Annotated in this window: 15 protein-coding genes; 11 read left to right on the forward strand and 4 right to left on the reverse strand. The window is 69.4% G+C overall.

The features are described from left to right. Positions 1-188 precede the first annotated feature (188 nt). Together trhA and QM582_RS02460 are read left to right on the forward strand one after the other, a co-directional pair. Entirely contained in the window at positions 189-839 is a 651-nt protein-coding gene (gene trhA / locus QM582_RS02455; protein ID WP_415081431.1) for a PAQR family membrane homeostasis protein TrhA, read from the forward strand. Between the two features lie 108 nt (positions 840-947). After that, positions 948-1,757, forward strand: a complete 810-nt coding sequence (locus QM582_RS02460) for an isoprenyl transferase (protein WP_415081432.1) — start codon at positions 948-950, stop codon at positions 1,755-1,757. 170 nt (positions 1,758-1,927) lie between these two features. Here the strand turns inward: QM582_RS02460 and QM582_RS02465 are convergent, their stop codons facing one another. After that, positions 1,928-4,303, reverse strand: coding sequence for a TIM-barrel domain-containing protein (locus QM582_RS02465; protein WP_415081434.1), 2,376 nt, complete (start codon positions 4,301-4,303; stop codon positions 1,928-1,930). 308 nt (positions 4,304-4,611) lie between these two features. On the opposite strand from QM582_RS02465, the gene QM582_RS02470 reads away from it, so the two are divergent. Beyond that, on the forward strand, positions 4,612-5,952 hold the full coding sequence (locus QM582_RS02470) for a PhoH family protein (RefSeq protein ID WP_415081436.1): 1,341 nt from the start codon (positions 4,612-4,614) through the stop codon (positions 5,950-5,952). Positions 5,953-6,021: 69 nt separating this feature from the next. Here the strand turns inward: QM582_RS02470 and QM582_RS02475 are convergent, their stop codons facing one another. Further along, positions 6,022-6,702: a helix-turn-helix transcriptional regulator gene (locus QM582_RS02475; protein WP_415081437.1), complete on the reverse strand. Its 681-nt coding sequence runs from the start codon at positions 6,700-6,702 to the stop codon at positions 6,022-6,024. A 79-nt stretch (positions 6,703-6,781) separates the two neighbouring features. Between QM582_RS02475 and moaA the strand changes: the two genes are divergently transcribed. Further along, positions 6,782-7,819, forward strand: a complete 1,038-nt coding sequence (moaA, locus tag QM582_RS02480) for a GTP 3',8-cyclase MoaA (RefSeq protein ID WP_415081439.1) — start codon at positions 6,782-6,784, stop codon at positions 7,817-7,819. A gap of 2 nt (positions 7,820-7,821) precedes the next feature. Next, complete coding sequence (locus QM582_RS02485) at positions 7,822-8,064, forward strand: MoaD/ThiS family protein (RefSeq protein ID WP_415081441.1); 243 nt, start codon at positions 7,822-7,824, stop codon at positions 8,062-8,064. 49 nt (positions 8,065-8,113) lie between these two features. Here the strand turns inward: QM582_RS02485 and QM582_RS02490 are convergent, their stop codons facing one another. After that, entirely contained in the window at positions 8,114-8,818 is a 705-nt protein-coding gene (locus QM582_RS02490; protein WP_415081443.1) for an SCO1664 family protein, read from the reverse strand. Further along, positions 8,815-9,438, reverse strand: coding sequence for a histidine phosphatase family protein (locus QM582_RS02495; RefSeq protein WP_415081445.1), 624 nt, complete (start codon positions 9,436-9,438; stop codon positions 8,815-8,817). Before QM582_RS02495 ends, QM582_RS02490 begins: the two co-directional genes overlap by 4 nt. 150 nt (positions 9,439-9,588) lie before the next feature. Between QM582_RS02495 and QM582_RS02500 the strand changes: the two genes are divergently transcribed. The 6 genes from QM582_RS02500 to QM582_RS02525 all read left to right on the forward strand — a co-directional run. After that, the gene (locus QM582_RS02500) at positions 9,589-10,518 is read left to right on the forward strand and encodes a type IV toxin-antitoxin system AbiEi family antitoxin domain-containing protein (protein WP_415081446.1); all 930 of its coding nucleotides are present in this window, start codon (positions 9,589-9,591) and stop codon (positions 10,516-10,518) included. Between the two features lie 143 nt (positions 10,519-10,661). Then, positions 10,662-12,044: a magnesium chelatase gene (locus QM582_RS02505; protein WP_415081448.1), complete on the forward strand. Its 1,383-nt coding sequence runs from the start codon at positions 10,662-10,664 to the stop codon at positions 12,042-12,044. 7 nt (positions 12,045-12,051) lie between these two features. Next, positions 12,052-14,127, forward strand: a complete 2,076-nt coding sequence (locus tag QM582_RS02510) for a vWA domain-containing protein (protein WP_415081449.1) — start codon at positions 12,052-12,054, stop codon at positions 14,125-14,127. A 332-nt stretch (positions 14,128-14,459) separates the two neighbouring features. Beyond that, on the forward strand, positions 14,460-16,349 hold the full coding sequence (locus QM582_RS02515; RefSeq protein WP_415081451.1) for a beta-glucoside-specific PTS transporter subunit IIABC: 1,890 nt from the start codon (positions 14,460-14,462) through the stop codon (positions 16,347-16,349). 34 nt (positions 16,350-16,383) lie between these two features. Then, positions 16,384-17,787, forward strand: coding sequence for a glycoside hydrolase family 1 protein (locus QM582_RS02520; protein ID WP_415081453.1), 1,404 nt, complete (start codon positions 16,384-16,386; stop codon positions 17,785-17,787). Between the two features lie 46 nt (positions 17,788-17,833). Further along, on the forward strand, positions 17,834-18,084 hold a 251-nt coding region (locus QM582_RS02525; RefSeq protein WP_415081455.1), incomplete at its 3' end, for a CAT RNA binding domain-containing protein.

Raw genomic sequence — 18,084 nt, forward strand, 5'->3', positions numbered from 1 at the left:
CACCGCTCGCCTAACTATTTGGGGCTCGCCGAATTCGGCGAGCCCCAAATAGTTAGGCGAGCGGTGAGAGGAGCCGGCGGACGATACCCGGCGGCACTCCGAACGCCACGGGAGCAGTGGCGTCCAGCTTGCTACGGCAACGTAACTTACGGTACCGTAGCTACATGTCTGCGAGCCTAGGACAACAAGTGGATCGCATCGAGATACCGCTTCCCAAGCCGCTGCTGCGCGGCTGGTTGCACCTGGTGATGACCCCGATCGCGTTGCTGGCGGGGATCGCGCTGATCGTGCTGTCGCCCACCCTGACCGGACGGATCGGTGGTGCGGTCTGGCTGCTGGCCGCCGTCGAGCTGTTCGGCGTCAGCGCCACCTACCACCTCGGCAACTGGGGCGAACGTACCCAGCTGATGCTGCGCCGCCTCGACCACGCCAACATCTTCGTCTTCATCGCCGCCTCCTACACGCCGCTGGCGCTGGCGATGCTCAGCCCGTCGAGCGGCGCCGTGCTGCTCTGGGTGGTCTGGCTGACCGCTTTGGCGGGTGTGATGTTCAACCTGGTCTGGATCAACTCGCCACGCTGGCTGCACACCGCGCTCTACCTGCTGATGGGCTGGGCTGCGCTCGGCTGGCTCGGCGAGTTCTGGACGAACGGCTCGGTCGGCGTCTTCGTGCTGATCGGCGTCGGGGGTCTGATCTACAGCGGCGGCGCGGTGATCTACGCGATGAAGCGGCCGGATCCGTCCCCGCGCTACTTCGGCTACCACGAGATCTTCCACGCCTGCACCGTGGTGGCCGCGATCTGCCACTTCGTGGCGATCGCCCTGGTCACCCTGCGCTGATCCGGCGGACGACGCCGCGCCGTCCGCAGCGTCCCCGATCGCGACAGGCCGCCCTTTCCGGCATTTCGGCTACCCCCGAGGGGGTGGCCCGCCGGTACTCTGAGCGCTATGGAGTTGGCCACTCGCGTCGCCCGGGTGCTGTCGGCGCTCGATCCGACCGGGTTGCTCTACCGCACCTACGAGCAGCGGCTGCTGGCCGAGTTGACCCCCGACCGGCTGCCCCGGCATGTCGCCGTGATGGCGGACGGGAACCGCCGCTGGGCCCGCCGCAACGCCCCCGACGAACCCGTCGCGGTCGGCTACGACGCCGGCGCCGACAAGCTCAAGGAGTTCGTCCAGTGGTGCGAGGAGGTGGGCATCCCGACGGTCACCGTGTGGGTGCTGTCCACCGAGAATCTGGACCGCTCCGACGACCACGAGTTCGCCCCGCTGCTGCAGGTGATCGAGGACCTGGTGGTCGACCTGGCCGCCGACGGGCCGTGGCGGGTGCAGATCGTCGGCGACCTGAACCTGCTGCCGGCACCGATGGCCGCGCGGCTGCGCGAGGCGTCCGCCAGCACCGAGGGACGCGGCGGCATGCACGTGAACATCGCGGTCTCCTACGGCGGACGCCACGAGTTGCGGGACGCCTTCCGCTCGCTGCTGGCCGCCGAGGCGGCCAAGGGCACCAGCCTGGAGGAGTTGTCCCGCACCCTGGAGATCGACCAGATCGCCTCGCACCTGTACACCGCCGGGCAGCCCGACCCCGATCTGGTGATCCGCACCTCCGGCGAGCAGCGGCTCTCCGGCTTCCTGATCTGGCAGTCGGCGCACAGCGAGTTCTACTTCCACGAGGCGCTCTGGCCGGACTTCCGCAAGGTCGACTTCATCCGTGCCCTGCGTGCCTACGCGCAACGCGAGCGCCGCTTCGGCCGCTGAGGACCGACCCCATCGGTCCGGACGCCCGCCCGTCGCCGGCCCTCGCTCGCCGACAAAAAACCCCTGCCTAACTATCTGTGCCCTCCCACATGTGGGAGGGCACAGATAGTTAGGCAGGGGTCTATCGGGCGGGTGGGGAGGTGGACCTCAGCCGTCGGCGGAGGCCGAGCTCAGCCGTCGGAGAGCAGGATCTCGGTCAGCGCGGCCCGCAGCGGCTCGGGCAGCTCGATGCCGTCCAGTCGGCGCAGCACCGCGAGGGAGTCCCCGGGCGCCTCGACCATCGACCAGGTGCGCTCCTTCACCGCGTAGTCGCACTGCGCGCTGTTCAGCAGGGCGAAGATCCGCTCGGGGACGGTCGGCCCGCCGCCGTGGACCGGGTTCGACAGGGTGACCGTGGCGCCCACCGCGGGGTCCACCGCGCCGATGTCGATGGTCAGCCGTCCGGTGCCGGACGTCGCCGTCCCGCCGCTCACCTCGGCGTCGCCGACGCCGTGCAGCACCAGGGTCCAGCGGCGCTGCTGCGGCACCACGTCCAGTTCACCGGTGGCCGGGGAGATGGTGAACACCCCGGCGGTGTCGTCCCAGGCCAGCGGCGTCCGGACGCCGCGCGGTGCGGCCGCGTCGTCGTCCTCGTAGATCGTGAACGAGCCGTCGGCACCGGTGAAGACGTGCACCTCGAAAGCGTCCGGGTTGCCGACGCCGTACTCGCCCGACCCGGTCAGCGGCACCACCGCCCCGGCCCGGGCCAGCACCGGGTAGCCGCTCAGCGGCCGGTGCAGGTGCACCGTCCGTCCGCCGGTGTAGCGCAGGTCGGTGAAGAAGTCGACCCACTGCCCCTCCGGCAACCAGGTGGTCACCGTCCCCAGCCCGGTGCCCCGGTCGACCGGCGTGGTGATCGGCGCCACCAGCAACTCCGTCCCGAACAGGAAGGTGTTGGGCGACCCGTAGCCGCGCAACTCGTGCATGTCGAGTCGCTGGTCGACGTGGTAGAGCGGACGGCACAGCGACTGGTTGGTGCGGTGCGTCCGCTCGTTCATCGTGTACAGGTAGGGCAGCAGCCGGTGCCGCAGCCGCAACGCGTCCATCATCACCGCGGCATGCTCGACGGGGTAGTTCCAGGGCTCCTTGCCCATGAACTTGCTCAGCGTGGAGTGCAGCCGGTTGATCGGCGAGAACGTGCCGAGCTGGAACCAGCGGGTGACCAGTTCGTTGTCGCGGTAGCCGAACATGTGGCCGCCGATGTCGTGGCTCCACCAGCCGAAGCCGATGTTGGACGCCGTCGCGGTGAACCTCGGCTGGAACTCCAGGCTGTCCCAGGAGTTGATGGTGTCGCCGGAGAAGCCGACCGGGTAGCGGTGCGAACCGGGTCCGGCGTAGCGGGAGAAGGTGATCGGACGCTGCCCGCGGCGGGCGCTGTCCAGGTAGTGGAAGTGGTTCAGCAGCCACAGCGGGTCCAGCCCGGCCACCGAGGAGTGGGTGCCCTGCTGCCAGTCCAACCACCAGAAGTCGACGCCCTGCTCCTCCATCGGGTGGTGCACCTGCTCGAGGTAGTTGACCAGGAACTTCTGGTCGGCGATGTCGAAGTCGACCGGCTGCTCCGTCTCGGGGTTGACGCCCATCGCGGTCGCCATCCGGGCATACGGCTCCTCGAACGCCCGGACGCCGTCCGCCGGATGCACGTTCAGCGACACCTTCAGGCCCCGGTCGTGCAGCCAGCTCAGCAGCGCCTCCGGGTCGGGGATCAGTTCCCGGTTCCAGGTGTAGCCGGTCCAGCCGGTGCCGTACTCCGGCGGGACGTCGACCAGGTGCCAGTCCATGTCGAGCACCGCGACGCTGAACGGGACGCCCTCGGCCTCGAAGCGCTCCATCAACCGCTGGTACTCCTCGGAGGTGTACGGGTGGTAGCGGCTCCACCAGTTGCCGAACGCCCAGCGGGGCAGCAGCGGCTGGCGTCCGGTGAGCCGGTGGAAGTCGTCCAGCGCCTGCTGGTAGGAGTTGCCGTGGGCGAACAGGTAGACGTCGGTGTTGCCGGCGGTGCGCGGAGCGATCCAGCCGTCGGTGTCCAGGGTCATCGTGCCGGAGTCGTCCAGCACCGCCGAGCCGAGGAACGACAGCACCCCGTCCTCCAGGTCGGTGGGGCCGTCCACCTCGTCCAGGGTGCGGGCGGTGCCGCCGAGATTGGAATCCCGGCCACCCAGCAGATGCTGCCGCTCGCCGTAGCGCCAGGTGCGGCGATGCCCGCCGCCGCCGGCCAGGTGCGCGTACAGGCCGCCGGGGCTGAACGGCTGCTCGTCGTAGTTCAGCCGGACGGTGTCGGTGACGATCTCGATGCCGTGCTTGGTGCGGTGCACGGTGAACTCCACCGGCTCGAACTCGCGGTTGATCACCATCTGGGTGGCGCGGTCCTCGAAACTGCCGCTGGGGGAGTACTCCAGCCGGAACAGCGCGTCGCTCAACACGGTGATCCGGTAGTTCTCACCGCTCACCTGCGACTCGGGACGGGCGAGGGGCGTTGTGGGCATGACGAGGCGATCCGGAAGCGGCATGACGGTCAGTCTAGGGCCGGGGCCACCGGCGTTTCGCCGGGGCGAGCGACAGCCGGCCGGAGGACGCGGGCCAGGTAGATGAACAGCCGGTGACAGGCCCGCGGCCAGCGGCGCGCCGCGTGCCGGGATGGCCCGGCGACAGGCTTACAGTGCTGGCACGGCCACCCCACGTGGCCGTCCAGGAGGAACGATGCGTCGTTTGACCGTCACAGGTCGAACTCGTGGGCCGGCACCAGGCCCAGCACTTCCCGGCTGACCCGACCATCGGGAGGCCGGCGGGTGCGGTCGGCCTCAGGACAGGACCGCTCGTGCCCCGAACAGCAAGCAGCTCCCGCAGTGTCAGCGCCCCGGCCGAGACCGCTGTGCGGACCTACGTGATCGACACCTCGGTACTGCTCAGCGACCCGCATGCGCTGCGCAATTTCCACGAGCACGAGGTGATCGTGCCGATCGTGGTGGTGACCGAACTGGAGGCCAAACGGCATCATGCGGAACTCGGCTACTTCGCTCGCACCGCGCTGCGCTACCTCGACGAACTGCGGTTGGCCAACGGACGCCTCGACCTGCCGCTGCGGATCAACGACAACGGCGGCACGCTGCACGTCGAGCTCAACCACTCCGACCAGACCGTGCTGCCGCACGGCTTCCGGCTCGGTGACAACGACTCCCGGATCCTGGCGGTGGCGCTGAACTACTCCGGCGAGGGCCGCGACGTCGTCCTGGTCAGCAAGGACGTGCCGTTGCGGGTCAAGGCGTCCGCGGTCGGTCTGGCCGCCGAGGAGTACCTGCACGAGCAGCCCATCGACACCGGCTGGACCGGCATGGCCGAGGTCGAGGTGGCCCGGGCCAGCATCGACGCGCTCTACGCGTCCGGCACCGCGTTGATCCCCGAAGCGGTCGACCTGCCTTGTCACAGCGGGGTCGTGCTGCAGGCGTCCGGCGCCACGGCGCTGGGCCGGATGCTGCCGGACGGGACGGTGAAGCTGGTCCGCGGTGAGCGGGACTGCTTCGGCATCCACGGCCGCTCCGCCGAGCAGCGGGTGGCGCTCGACCTGCTGCTCGACCCGTCCGTCGGCATCGTCAGCCTGGGCGGCAAGGCCGGCACCGGCAAATCGGCGCTGGCGCTGTGCGCCGGCCTGGAGGCGGTGCTGGAGCGGCAGCAGCACAGCAAGGTGATCGTGTTCCGTCCGCTCTACGCGGTCGGCGGCCAGGAGCTCGGCTACCTGCCGGGTTCGGAGGGCGAGAAGATGTCGCCCTGGGCGCAGGCGGTGTTCGACACCCTCGGCTCGGTGACCAACCGCAACGTGATCGACGAGGTGATGGCCCGCGACCTGCTCGAGGTGCTGCCGCTCACCCACATCCGCGGACGCTCGCTGCACGACGCCTTCGTGATCGTCGACGAGGCGCAGTCACTGGAGCGCAACGTGCTGCTCACCGTGCTGTCCAGGATCGGGCAGAACTCGCGGGTGGTGCTGACCCATGACGTCGCCCAGCGCGACAACCTGCGGGTCGGACGCCACGACGGCGTCGTCGCGGTGGTGGAGAAGCTGAAGGGGCACCCGCTGTTCGCCCACGTCACGCTGACCCGCTCGGAGCGTTCGCCGATCGCCGCCCTGGTCACCGACCTGCTGGAGGACGTCGGGATCTAATCCCCGGGTCCCCGGGTCGCCAGGTCTCGTCGGTCGAGCGTGTCGAGACCCTGGCGATGGGTCACGAGCTCAATCAGCGGTCGACGGATCGGACGCCGGCGCCAGCCGGGCCAGGCACAGTTCGGGGCCGACCCACGGCAGGAGTTCCGCCACCGTCTCGTCCGCGGCGCGGGCGGCCAGATAGCCGCGCATCATGCCGAGATGGATCCGGCACACCGTGGCGTCCCCGCCGATGGTGAGGTCGCGGAACGGGCAGCGGACGATCTCCAGGTGGCGGACGCCGTCGGTCTCGGCGACCCGCGAGCTCAGCCCGAGCGCGTTGACGACGGCGACCAGCGCGTCCGTCCCTTCGGTGAGACTGGCGTCCGATTCCGCGATGGATCGTCCCCAGGCCTCACCGATCTGCTCGGCGACCGGCTCGTCGGCGTCCGGGTCGTCGCGGAGGTGACCGAGGATCGCCTGGACCAGCGAGCGATAGGGCAGGTCGGAGACCGGCGGGACGGTCGGGGCGGCGGTGAACAGCACCCGCGGCCGGCCCTGGACGCCGCGACGCTCCACCACGCGACGGACCAGCCCGGCGGTGGTCAGGGCGTCCAGGTGGAAGCGGACGGTGTTCGGATGCAGGTCGAGGGCCGCCGACATCGCCTCGGTCGATTCCGGGTCGGCCAACTCCTGGAGATGCGCCAGAACCCGGCGACGAGTCGGCCCCAGCCGCTCTGGGGCCTCGCTCGGGGTAGCGGACGAAGTCATCGGAACAATCATGGCACCCGGGACGCCGACCGGTGCCGGCTTTGCTGAGTCGACAGGGTTGCTCGCGTACCCTGTGGGGATGACCGCCGGACTGCGCACGCCGCTGATGCTGGCCGACGCGCATGGACGAGTGGCCACAGATCTACGGGTCTCCTTGACCGATCGCTGCAATCTTCGCTGTACCTACTGCATGCCGGCGGAGGGATTGCAGTGGTTCCCGGGCGAGGACGTGCTCACCGACGCCGAACTGGGCCGGCTGTTGCGGGTCGGCGTGGAGTTGTTGGGGATCACCAAGATTCGCTTCACCGGGGGCGAACCGCTGCTGCGTCGCTCACTGGAGCACATCGTGGCGGACGCGAAATCGCTGCGCACCCGCACCGGGGGCACACCCGAACTGTCGCTGACCAGCAACGGGATCGGGCTCGACAAGCGGGTCTCGGCGCTGGCCGCGGCCGGGCTGGACCGGGTGAACATCTCCCTGGACTCCCTCGACCCGCAGCGCTACGCCGCGATCGCCCGCCGGGACCGGCTGGACGCGGTGCTGGCCGGCCTGGCCGCCGCGGAGGCCGCCGGGCTGCTGCCGGTCAAGGTCAACAGCGTGATCATGCGCGATGCCAACGAGATCGACGTGGTGCCGCTGGCCGAATTCTGCCTGGAACGCGGCTACCAGTTGCGCTACATCGAGCAGATGCCGCTCGGTCCGCGGCACCAGTGGGACCGCTCGAAGATGGTCACCCAGGCCGAGATCCTGGCCCGGCTCGGCGAACGGTTCGAGCTGCGGCCGGCCACCGAGCCGCGCGGCGCCGCTCCCGCCGAATTGTGGCGGGTGGCGCCGGACGCCACCCAGCCGGGCGGCCTGCTCGGGGTCATCCCGTCGGTCACCGCGCCGTTCTGCGGCGCCTGCGACCGGACCCGGGTGACCGCCGACGGGCAGCTGCGCACCTGCCTGTTCTCGCGCACCGAAACCGACCTGAGAACCCCGCTGCGGGAGGGGGCGACGGACGCCGAACTCGCCGAACTGTGGGCCGGAGCGCAGAGCCTGAAGGCCGCCGCGCACGGCATCGGGGAGCCGGGCTTCGTGCCGCCGTCCCGCACCATGAGCGCCATCGGAGGGTGACTGTGAAGATTCGCTATTTCGCCGGGGCGGCCGAGGCCGCCGGAGTCCACGAAGAGACCCTGGACGCCGACTTCGAGGTGACCGTCGCCGACCTGGTCGAGCAGCTCGGTGCCGATCGTGAACGGCTCGCCACGGTGCTCGCCGCCTGCACGCTGCTGGTCGACGGGCAGGCCGTCCGGGCCCGCACCGAATACGTCCCGGCGGGCGCCCAGGTGGACGTGCTGCCGCCGTTCGCCGGCGGCTGAGAGCGGACGGCTCCGGGCGTCCGGAGTCGATCGGGTTGGCCTGCGCCGGTCAGATCAGTGGCCAGGGCCAGGCGCGTCCGGTGGTGTCCATCGGCAGGATGCCGGCGTCCAGTAGCCGGCGGGTGCGGCGGCGCAGCGCCCGCAGTTCCCGCTCGTCGAGCAGGTCGCCGAGTTCGTCGGGCAGCCGGTCGGTGAGGGCCGCGAGGTCGTCGAGGACGGCTTGGTCGATCGGGTCGCCGGCGAAGTCCCAGATCACCGTCCGGAGCTTGAACTCGGCGGCGAAGCAGAGCCCGTGATCGATCGCCCAGATGTCGCCGGCCTCGTCGCGCAGCACGTGTCCGCCCTTGCGGTCGGTGTTGTTGCCGATCACGTCGAACACCGCCAGCCGACGCAGCCGGTCGTGTGTCTCGGGGGCGTTGCGGAGCAGGCTGAAGTAGTGCGCCTCGGGATCGAACTCGATGAACCACTGCAGCGACCCGACCCCGAGCGGGGCGTCCGCGCGGATCACGGTGGGCGGAACCAGTCCCCAGCCGAGCGCCGCGTCGAGCAGGTAGGCGGCCCGTTCCCGCTTGTACAGGCCGGGTTCGAAGTCCCAGAGCGGACGCTCGCCGGATTCGGGCTTGTAGATCGCCCAGGTGTAGTCGTCGCCGCGGCTGACCTCGACGACGAAGGTGGCGTTGCTGCTGTCCACCACCCGGCCGACCAGGTCGATGGTGCCCTCGCTGAGCAGCGCCTCCTGCTGAGCGGCATTCACCGGCCCAGCGGCCCGTCGGTCGAGTTGACGCTGCGGACGACGGGTGCGCCGTGCTCGGGCCAGTCGATCACCGAGACCGATCCGGTGCCGACGTCGATGCGCTGGAAGTGGTTGAGGTGGGTGCCGACCGCGTGGGTGAGCAGCGCCTTGATCGGGTCGGCGTGCGAGAAGCAGGCGACCGTCTGGCCGCGATGCGCGGCGCGCAACCGTTCCATCAGGGCGATCATCCGGGTCTGCAGTTCGACGAAGCTCTCACCGCCGGGGAAGCGGAACGTCGACGGCGCCTGCTGCACGGTGCTCCACTCGGGCAGCTTCGCCAGTGCGGTCAGCTGGTGGCCGGTCCATTCCCCGAACTCGCACTCCAGCAGCGCGGGCTCGATCACCGCGGTCAGGCCGGTGGCGTGTTCGGTGGGTGCGGCGGTCTCCCGGGCCCGCTCCAGCGGGGAGGTGTAAAGGGCGGTCAGACCGGCGCCGGCCAGCCTTCGGGCGACGGCGTCCGCCTGCTCCCGGCCGCGGTCGGACAGGTGCAGGCCCGGAGCACGCCCCGGCAGGATCTGCCCGGTCGTCGGGGTCTGCCCGTGGCGCACCAGCAGCACCCGGAAGGTCGTGGGCGACGGCACGCGATGAGCGTACCCGTGCGTCGAGGCTGCTGGGTGCCGCTGAGGCTCGCAGGGTCCGGCGGACAAAGATCGGGATCGGGCACGGCTGACCGTGCCCGATCCCGATTGTTGTTTTGAACACTCTCGAGCCGGCAGGCGCACGGTAAGGATGTGAAGAACAAGATGGTGCTCCATGCAGACTTGCGCGCGTTGGCCGAGGCTCAATCGGGTGTGCTGAGCCGGGCTCAGCTGCTGGGCTATGGGCTGACCCGCAGGGTGATTGCCCGGTTCCTTGCCGATGGCATCGTCGACACTCTGACACCGGGGATCTACCGAGTGGGCGCGGGTTCAGCATGGCTTGGGCGAGCCTGGGCCGGCCTCCTGTTGGGTGGAGAAAGCTCCGTGCTCGGTCTGGAGACCGCTGGGCATCTGCACGGGGTGATCAAAGACGAGCCCGCCGAGATCACCGTGTTCACGCTGGACGATCATGTGAACAGGCTCGGTTGGAGATTCATCAGAGCCCGTCGAACGGGCAGCGGTGAACCCACCCGTACTGGATTGGAGAGCACGGTGCTTGATCTGTGCGCCGGGCGAGACGAGGACGAGTTGGCGGCAGTTCTCGCTGACGTGATCAGCAGTCGGCGGACCACGGCCAAGCGACTGCTGACCGAGCTCGCTGGACGTCGGCGGCAACCCAGCCGACGATTGCTGCGCGACATCCTCGGCGACGTCGAGATCGGTGCCCACTCGGCGCTGGAACGACGCTTCCTGGTCAACGTGGAACGCGCCCATGGCCTACCGGAAGCGGTCCGACAAGCACGCGCCGGGTATCGGCATCGGGCCGACGCCTGGTACCACGAGTTCGGCGTATTGGCTGAGTTGGACAGCAAGCTGCACCACACGGGTGGTGCTGCGTTCCGGGACATGGCAAGGGACAACGATCACGCGCTGGTCGGTCTGCTGACGTTGCGGCTCGGCTGGGGCGATGTTTCTGGTGTGGCAGCCTGCCGAACCGCGCTCATGGTCGGGCAGGTGCTGATGAGTCGAGGCTGGGAGGGGCCCATTCAGCCCTGTGACCACTGTCGGTTGGCGATCGGCTGAACAACGATCGGGATCGAGCACGGCAGACCGTGCCCGATCCCGATGGTTGTTGCGTGCTGAGCTATCGACTTCGTGGTTACGGGTGGATGCCAGGTCGAGCCACCCGTACCTCGACATCTTGCGGACGGGGTTAGCGTGAGGACGTGACCGAACGCCCCACCATCGCAACCGTTGCCGAACTGCGTGCCAGCGGGCACGTGCAGAAGGGCCTGCGGGAGGAGATCCGCGACAACCTGCTGGCCGCGCTGGCGGCCGGTGAGAACCCGTGGCCGGGCCTGCACGGCTTCGACCGCACGGTGCTGCCGCAACTCGAACGCGCCCTGATCGCTGGCCACGACGTGGTGCTGCTGGGGGAGCGCGGCCAGGGCAAGACCCGGCTGCTGCGCACCCTGGAGGGCCTGCTGGACGAGTGGACGCCGGTGATCGCCGGCGCCGAACTGGGCGAACATCCCTACGAGCCGATCACCGCCGAGTCGCGGCGGCGGGCGTCCGAACTGGGCGACGATCTGCCGGTGGCCTGGCGGCACCGGTCGGAGCGGTACGCGGAGAAGCTGGCCACCCCGGACACCTCGGTGGCCGACCTGATCGGCGACGTGGACCCGATCCGGGTCGCCGAGGGACGCCGGCTGGGCGACCCGGAGACCATCCACTTCGGCCTCATCCCCCGTAGCCATCGTGGCATCGTGGCGATCAACGAGCTGCCCGACCTGGCCGAGCGGATCCAGGTGTCGATGCTGAACGTGATGGAGGAGCGGGACATCCAGATTCGCGGCTACGTGCTCCGGCTGCCGCTGGACGTGCTGGTGATGGCGTCGGCCAACCCGGAGGACTACACCAACCGCGGCCGGATCATCACCCCGCTGAAGGACCGCTTCGGTGCCGAGATCCGCACCCACTACCCGCTGGAGCTGGTCGACGAGGTGGCGGTGATCCGGCAGGAGGCGCAACTGGTTGCCGAGATCCCGGAGGTGCTGCTGGAGATCCTGGCCCGCTACACCCGGGCGCTGCGCGAGTCGCCGGCGATCAACCAGCGCTCCGGCGTCTCGGCCCGGTTCGCGATCGCGGGCGCCGAGACGGTGGCCGCGGCGGCGCTGCACCGGGCGGTCGTCCGGGGCGAGACCGACCCGGTGGCCCGGCTGGTGGACCTGGAGACGGCAGTCGACGTGCTGGGCGGCAAGGTCGAGTTCGAGGCCGGCGAGGAGGGTCGGGAGGAGGCGATCCTGAGCCACCTGCTGCGCACCGCCACGGCGGAGGCGGCCCGGGCCCACTTCCGCGGCATCGATCTGGGGCCGCTGGTCGAGGCCCTCGACGGGCAGACCACCATCGTCACCGGCGAGCAGGTCACCGCGTCCGAGTTCCTGGCCGGCCTGCCGGAGGCGGACGGTGTCTACGACGAGATCGCCGAGCGATTCGCCGCCGACAACCCCGGACGCCGAGCCAGCGCGATCGAACTGGCGCTGGAAGGGCTCTACCTGGCCCGCCGCATCGCCAAGGACTCCGACGGCAGCGAAACCATCTACGGCTAGGACGATCATGCCTCGCAACCGCGCCTCGCGTTACGGCCGCTACAGCGGCGGACCGGATCCGCTGGCGCCGCCGGTCGACCTGAGCGAGGCGCTGGCCGCGATCGGCGACGACGTGATGGCCGGCTACAGCCCCGAGCGGGCGCTGCGCGAATACCTGCGTCGCGGCAGCTCGTCGCGGGAGGGCCTGGACGACCTGGCCCGCCGGGTCAACGCGCGGCGCCGCGACCTGCTCAGCCGCTACCGGATGGACGGCACCCTGCAGCAGGTCAAGGAACTGCTCGCCCAAGCGGTCGACGCCGAACGGAAACAGCTGCTCCGCGACGCCATGATGGACGACGACGACCGCGCCTTCCGCGAGTTGCGGCTGGACAACCTGCCACCGTCCACCGCTGCCGCGGTGAACGAGCTGACCGACTACGACTGGGCGTCCACCGAAGCCAGGCAGGACTACGAGAAGATCAAGGACCTGCTCGGCCGCGAACTGCTCGACCAACGCTTCGCCGGCATGAAGCAGGCCCTGGAGAACGCCACGGACGAGGACCGGGCGGCGATCAACGCGATGCTCGACGACCTCAACGAACTGCTCGACAAGCACCGCCGTGGCGAGGACACTCCCGAGGACTTCCAGGACTTCATGGCCAAGCACGGCGACTTCTTCCCGGAGAACCCGCGCAACGTCGACGAACTGATCGACGCGCTGGCGCAGCGTGCCGCCGCCGCGCAGCGACTGATGCGCTCGATGAGCGCCGAGCAGCGGGCGGAGTTGATGCGGCTGTCCGCGCAGGCGTTCGGCTCGCCCGAACTGATGGCCCAACTCGACCGGCTCGATTCGTCCCTGCAGGCGCTGCGTCCGGGCGAGGACTGGACCGGTGGCGAACAGTTCACCGGCGACGAGGGCATGGGCCTGGGCGACGGCACCGGCGTCCTGCAGGACCTCGCCGAGCTCGATTCGCTGGCCGAGCAGCTCGGCCAGAACTACAGCGGCGCCCGGCTGGACGACCTCGACCTGGACGCCCTGGCCCGGCAGCTGGGCAGCGACGCCGCGGTCAACGCCCGCACCCTGGCCGAACTGGAGAAGGCGTTACGAGAGGGCGGCTTCCTGCGCCGAGACGCGTCCGGCGACCTGCGGCTGTCGCCGCAGGCGATGCGCCGGCTGGGCAAGGCGCTGCTCGCGGACGCGGCCAAACAGCTCTCCGGACGCCAGGGCAACCGGGAGACCCGGCTGGCCGGTGTGGCGGGGGAGCCGACCGGGGCGTCCCGGCCCTGGCAGTTCGGCGACTCCGAACCGTGGGACGTCACCCGGACGATGCTGAACGCGGCGACGCGCGACCCCGGGTCCGCGAGCACCGCACCTCTGCGTCCCATGCGGATCCCGGGTCAAGCCCGGGATGACGGACTGCCGCCTCACGTCGCGGGAAGCGTCACCCCGCCGCGCTTCCGTATCCAGCTGGACGACGTCGAGGTGGTGGAGACCGAGGCGCGCACCTCGTCCGCGGTGGCGTTGCTGGTGGACGCGTCCTACTCGATGGCGGCCGAGGGACGCTGGGTGCCGATGAAGCGGACGGCGCTGGCCCTGCATCACCTGGTCAGCAGCAGGTTCCGGGGCGATCGGCTGGAGCTGATCAGCTTCGGACGCTGGGCCCAGTCGCGGGAGATCGCCGACCTCACCGCGCTGCCGCCGGTGCGCGAACAGGGCACCAACCTGCACCACGCGCTGCTGCTGGCGAACCGGTTCTTCCGGCAGCACCCGTCCATGCAGCCGGTGCTGCTGGTGGTCACCGACGGCGAGCCGACAGCGCACCTGACCGGCGGCGGGGACGCCTGGTTCGACTGGCCGACCGCACCCGAGACGGTGGCGCTGACCGTGGCCGAGCTGGACAAGGCGTCCCGGCTGGGCGCGTCCCCGATCTTCTTCCGGCTCGGGGACGACCCGGGCCTGGAACGCTTCCTCGGCCAGCTGGCTCGTCGGGCCGGCGGACGGGTGGTCGCCCCCGATCTCGCCGACCTGGGCAGCGCGGTGGTCGGCGAGTACCTGACCGCGCGGTTCCGGCGCGGCTGGGACGCCGACGACTGGCTGCTGTAGCCGTCTCTTTCTCCCGGCGAGCGACGTTGCCCTGCTTCGGCGTCTGTCACCTGGTTCAAACCGCGGAAAGGACGCTGAATCAGGGCAATGTCGACCGTGACGCCTGGGCAGAGTCGCCGGGGCCCGCGGCACGGGGGGCTGGGGTCAGTTTGTTGGGGCGCCGGGCGTCCCATCGGCGTCCCGGGTGAGTTGCGTTTCACCGGCGTTACGCCGTAGCTTGGGGGCCGAAGATCATTCTTCATCAGGGTTGTTAGTCCGTGAGGACGCAAGGCCTGGGGCATCGGCATGCCTCAGGCCTTTTTTGTTGCCCTGATTCGATCGAGGAGGATTGCATGGCAGTGGACTTTGCGGCCTTGGGCGACGACATCATCGATGGCGTCGGAGGCTTGGGAAACATCAAGACGGCTCGGCACTGCGCGACCCGGCTTCGGCTGGAGCTGCGTGACGAGGAGAAGGCAGCCACCGACACGGTGAAGGCGCTCAAGGGCGTCCTGACCGTGGTGCAGGCCGGCGGCCAGTACCAGGTGGTGATCGGCAACGACGTCCCGTTCGTCTACGCGCGGATCGCCGAGCGTCTGGAGGGCGGCGGCGCTGCCGCCGAAGAGGTGGAGGACGACTCCAACAAGAGCGTGCTCAACAAATTCATCGACCTGGTCACCGGGCTGTTCCATCCGATCCTGTGGCCGCTAGCCGGCGCCGGTCTGTTCAAGGCCTTCGTCACCATGTTCGCCACCTTCGGCTGGCTGAACGCCGAGAGCACCGAGTACGTGGTGTTCAACGCGGCCTCGGACGCCCTGATCTACTTCCTGCCGGTGCTGCTGTCCATCTCGGCCGCCAAGCGGTTCAAGACCAACCAGTTCACCTCGATGGCGGTCGCCGGCGCGCTGGTCTACCCGTCCATCGTGGCGCTCACCTCGGCCGAAGGTTCGCTGACCTTCTTCGGCATCCCGCTGGTGATCATGAGCTACACCAGCTCGGTCATCCCGATCATCGTCGGCGTCTGGGTGCAGGGCTACCTGGAGCGCTTCCTGATCCGCACCCTGCCCGGTGCGATCCGCAACTTCACCACGCCGCTGCTGGTGATGCTGATCATGGTGCCGCTGATCCTGCTCACCATCGGCCCGGCCACCACGATTCTGGCCAACGGCATCGCCGACGGCATCACCTGGCTGTTCCAGGTCGCCCCCTGGCTCGCCGGTGCCCTGATGGGTGGTCTGTGGCAGGTGTTCGTGCTGTTCGGCCTGCACTGGGGCTTCGTGCCGATCATGGTGCAGCAGCTCTCCACCGGCTACGCCATCATCACCGGCCCGCTGGTCGGCGCCGTGCTGGCGCAGGCCGCCGCCACCCTGGCCGTCTGGCTGCGCACCAAGGACCACGACACCAAGGAACTCGCCGGCCCGTCCGCCTTCTCCGGCTTCCTCTCCGGCATCACCGAGCCGGGCATCTACGGCGTCAACCTGCCCCGCAAGCTGCCGTTCTACTTCGGCATCGCGGGCGGCGCGATCGGCGGCGTCTTCGCCGGAATCGCCGGTGCGGGCACCACCGCTTTCGTGTTCCCGTCGCTGATCGCCCTGCCGGCCTACCTCTCCACGCCGAACCTGCCGCTGCTGTTCATCGGCATCGCCCTGGCGGTCGTGATCTCGTTCGTGCTCACCCTGTTCTGGGGAGTCAACGACGCCGCGGTCGCCGCGGAGGCTCCCGCCGCCGAGGCTGCGCCCGCGTCGTCCGCCGAGACGGTCAGCGCCGCTCCGGTGGCTGCCGCCGGCACCGAGGTGTTGGTCCGGTCCCCGATGGACGGGAAGCTGGTCGCGCTGGCCGACGTCCCCGACCCGGTCTTCGCCAGTGGTGCGATGGGCGCCGGCATCGGCGTCGAGCCGACGTCCGGGACGGTCTACTCGCCGGTCACCGGCACCATCATCGTCACCATGGGCTCCGGGCACGCCTACGGCATCCGGACCGACGAGGGTGTCGAGGTGCTGGTCCACGTCGGCATCGACACCGTCAACATGAAGGGCGAGGGCTTCGAGCCCAAGGTGGAGCAGGGCGACCGGGTGAACGCCGGCGACGTGCTGGTCGAGGTCGATCTCGGCAAGGTGAAGGACGCCGGCTACTCGACCACCACCGTGGTGATCATCACCAACACCGCCATGCAGAAGGAAGTCGCCCCGGCCTCGGCGGCGTCCGTCACCCACGACGACACCGCTCTGATCGTCACGGCCTGACCACGGGCCGCGACAGACAGGAGAGAATCAACTCATGAGCACCACTTTCCCGGACGGCTTCCTCTGGGGCGGCGCGACCGCCGCCAACCAGCTGGAGGGCGGCTATGACGCCGGCGGCAAGGGGTTGTCGATCCAGGACGTGATGCCGCGCGGCATCCTGGCCCCGCCCGTCGAGGAGCCCACCGCGGACAACCTCAAACTGGTCGGCATCGATCACTACCACCGCTACGCCGAAGACATCGCGCTGTTCGCCGAGATGGGCTTCAAGGTGTACCGGTTCTCGATCGCCTGGAGCCGGATCTTCCCCAACGGTGACGAGGAGACGCCGAACGAAGAGGGCCTGGCCTTCTACGACGCGCTGCTCGACGAACTGGAGAAGCACGGCATCGAGCCGCTGGTCACGATCAGCCACTACGAGACCCCGCTGCACCTGGCCAAGACCTACGACGGCTGGGTCGATCGCCGGATGATCGGGTTCTACGAGCGCTACGCCCGCACCCTGTTCGAGCGCTACGGCAACCGGGTGAAGTACTGGCTGACCTTCAACGAGATCAACTCGGTGCTGCACGCTCCGCTGATGTCCGGAGGCATCTGGACGTCGAAGGAGCAGCTCAGCAAGGCCGACCTGTACCAGGCCATCCACCACGAACTGGTGGCATCGGCGTCCGCGACCAAGATCGCCCGGGAGATCAACCCCGAGCTGCGGATCGGCTGCATGATCCTCGCCATGCCGATCTACCCGCTGACGCCCGACCCCGCCGACGTGCTCAAGGTGATGGACGCCGACCACGGCAACCTGGCGTTCAGCGACGTCCACGTGCGGGGTGCGTACCCGGGTTACTTCCTGCGCACGCTGCGGGACCAGGGCATCGAACTCGACATCACCGATGCCGACCGGGAGACGCTGACCAACACCGTCGACTTTGTCTCGTTCAGCTACTACATGAGCATCTGCGAGGCGGCGTCCGGCGGCGAGGTCGGCCAGGGCAACATCATGGGCGGCATCAAGAACCCGAAGCTGCCGGCGTCGGAGTGGGGTTGGCAGATCGACCCGGTCGGCCTGCGGATCGTGCTCAACCAGTTCTGGGACCGTTGGGGCAAGCCGCTGTTCATCGTGGAGAACGGGCTCGGCGCCAAGGACGAGCTGGTCGAGGTGGACGGTGTTCCGACCGTGCAGGACGACTACCGGATCGCCTACCTGAACGATCACCTGGTGCAGGTGCGCGAGGCGATCGCGGACGGTGTCGACGTGATGGGCTACACCTGGTGGGGTCCGATCGACGTGGTCAGCGCGTCCACCGCGCAGCTGTCGAAGCGATACGGGTTCATCTACGTGGACCGCAACGACGACGGCAGCGGCACCCTGAACCGATACCGCAAGAAGTCGTTCGGCTGGTACCGCGACACCATCGCCAGCAACGGCGCCAACCTGGCCTGACCGGGCTCGGTTGGTCACAACAAGTCAGCAGAGAGGACGGACGGGGGTGAGTGCACTGCGGATCCTTCGGGTGTTCAACAACAACGTGGTGCTCACCCGCGACGAACTCGGACGGGAGGTGGTGGTCACCGGGCGGGGCGTGGGGTTCCAGGCCCGGCCCGGTGACCCCATCGACCCGGCGCTGATCGTCCGCCGGTTCGTGCCGGCCGACAACCCGTCGTCGGTGGCCCAGGTCATCGCCGACATCCCGCTGGAGCGGCTGACCATGGTCGAGCAGCTGTTCACCGAGGCGATGCG

Source organism: Micropruina sp., from assembly GCF_047607385.1.
Lineage (GTDB): Bacteria > Actinomycetota > Actinomycetes > Propionibacteriales > Propionibacteriaceae > Micropruina.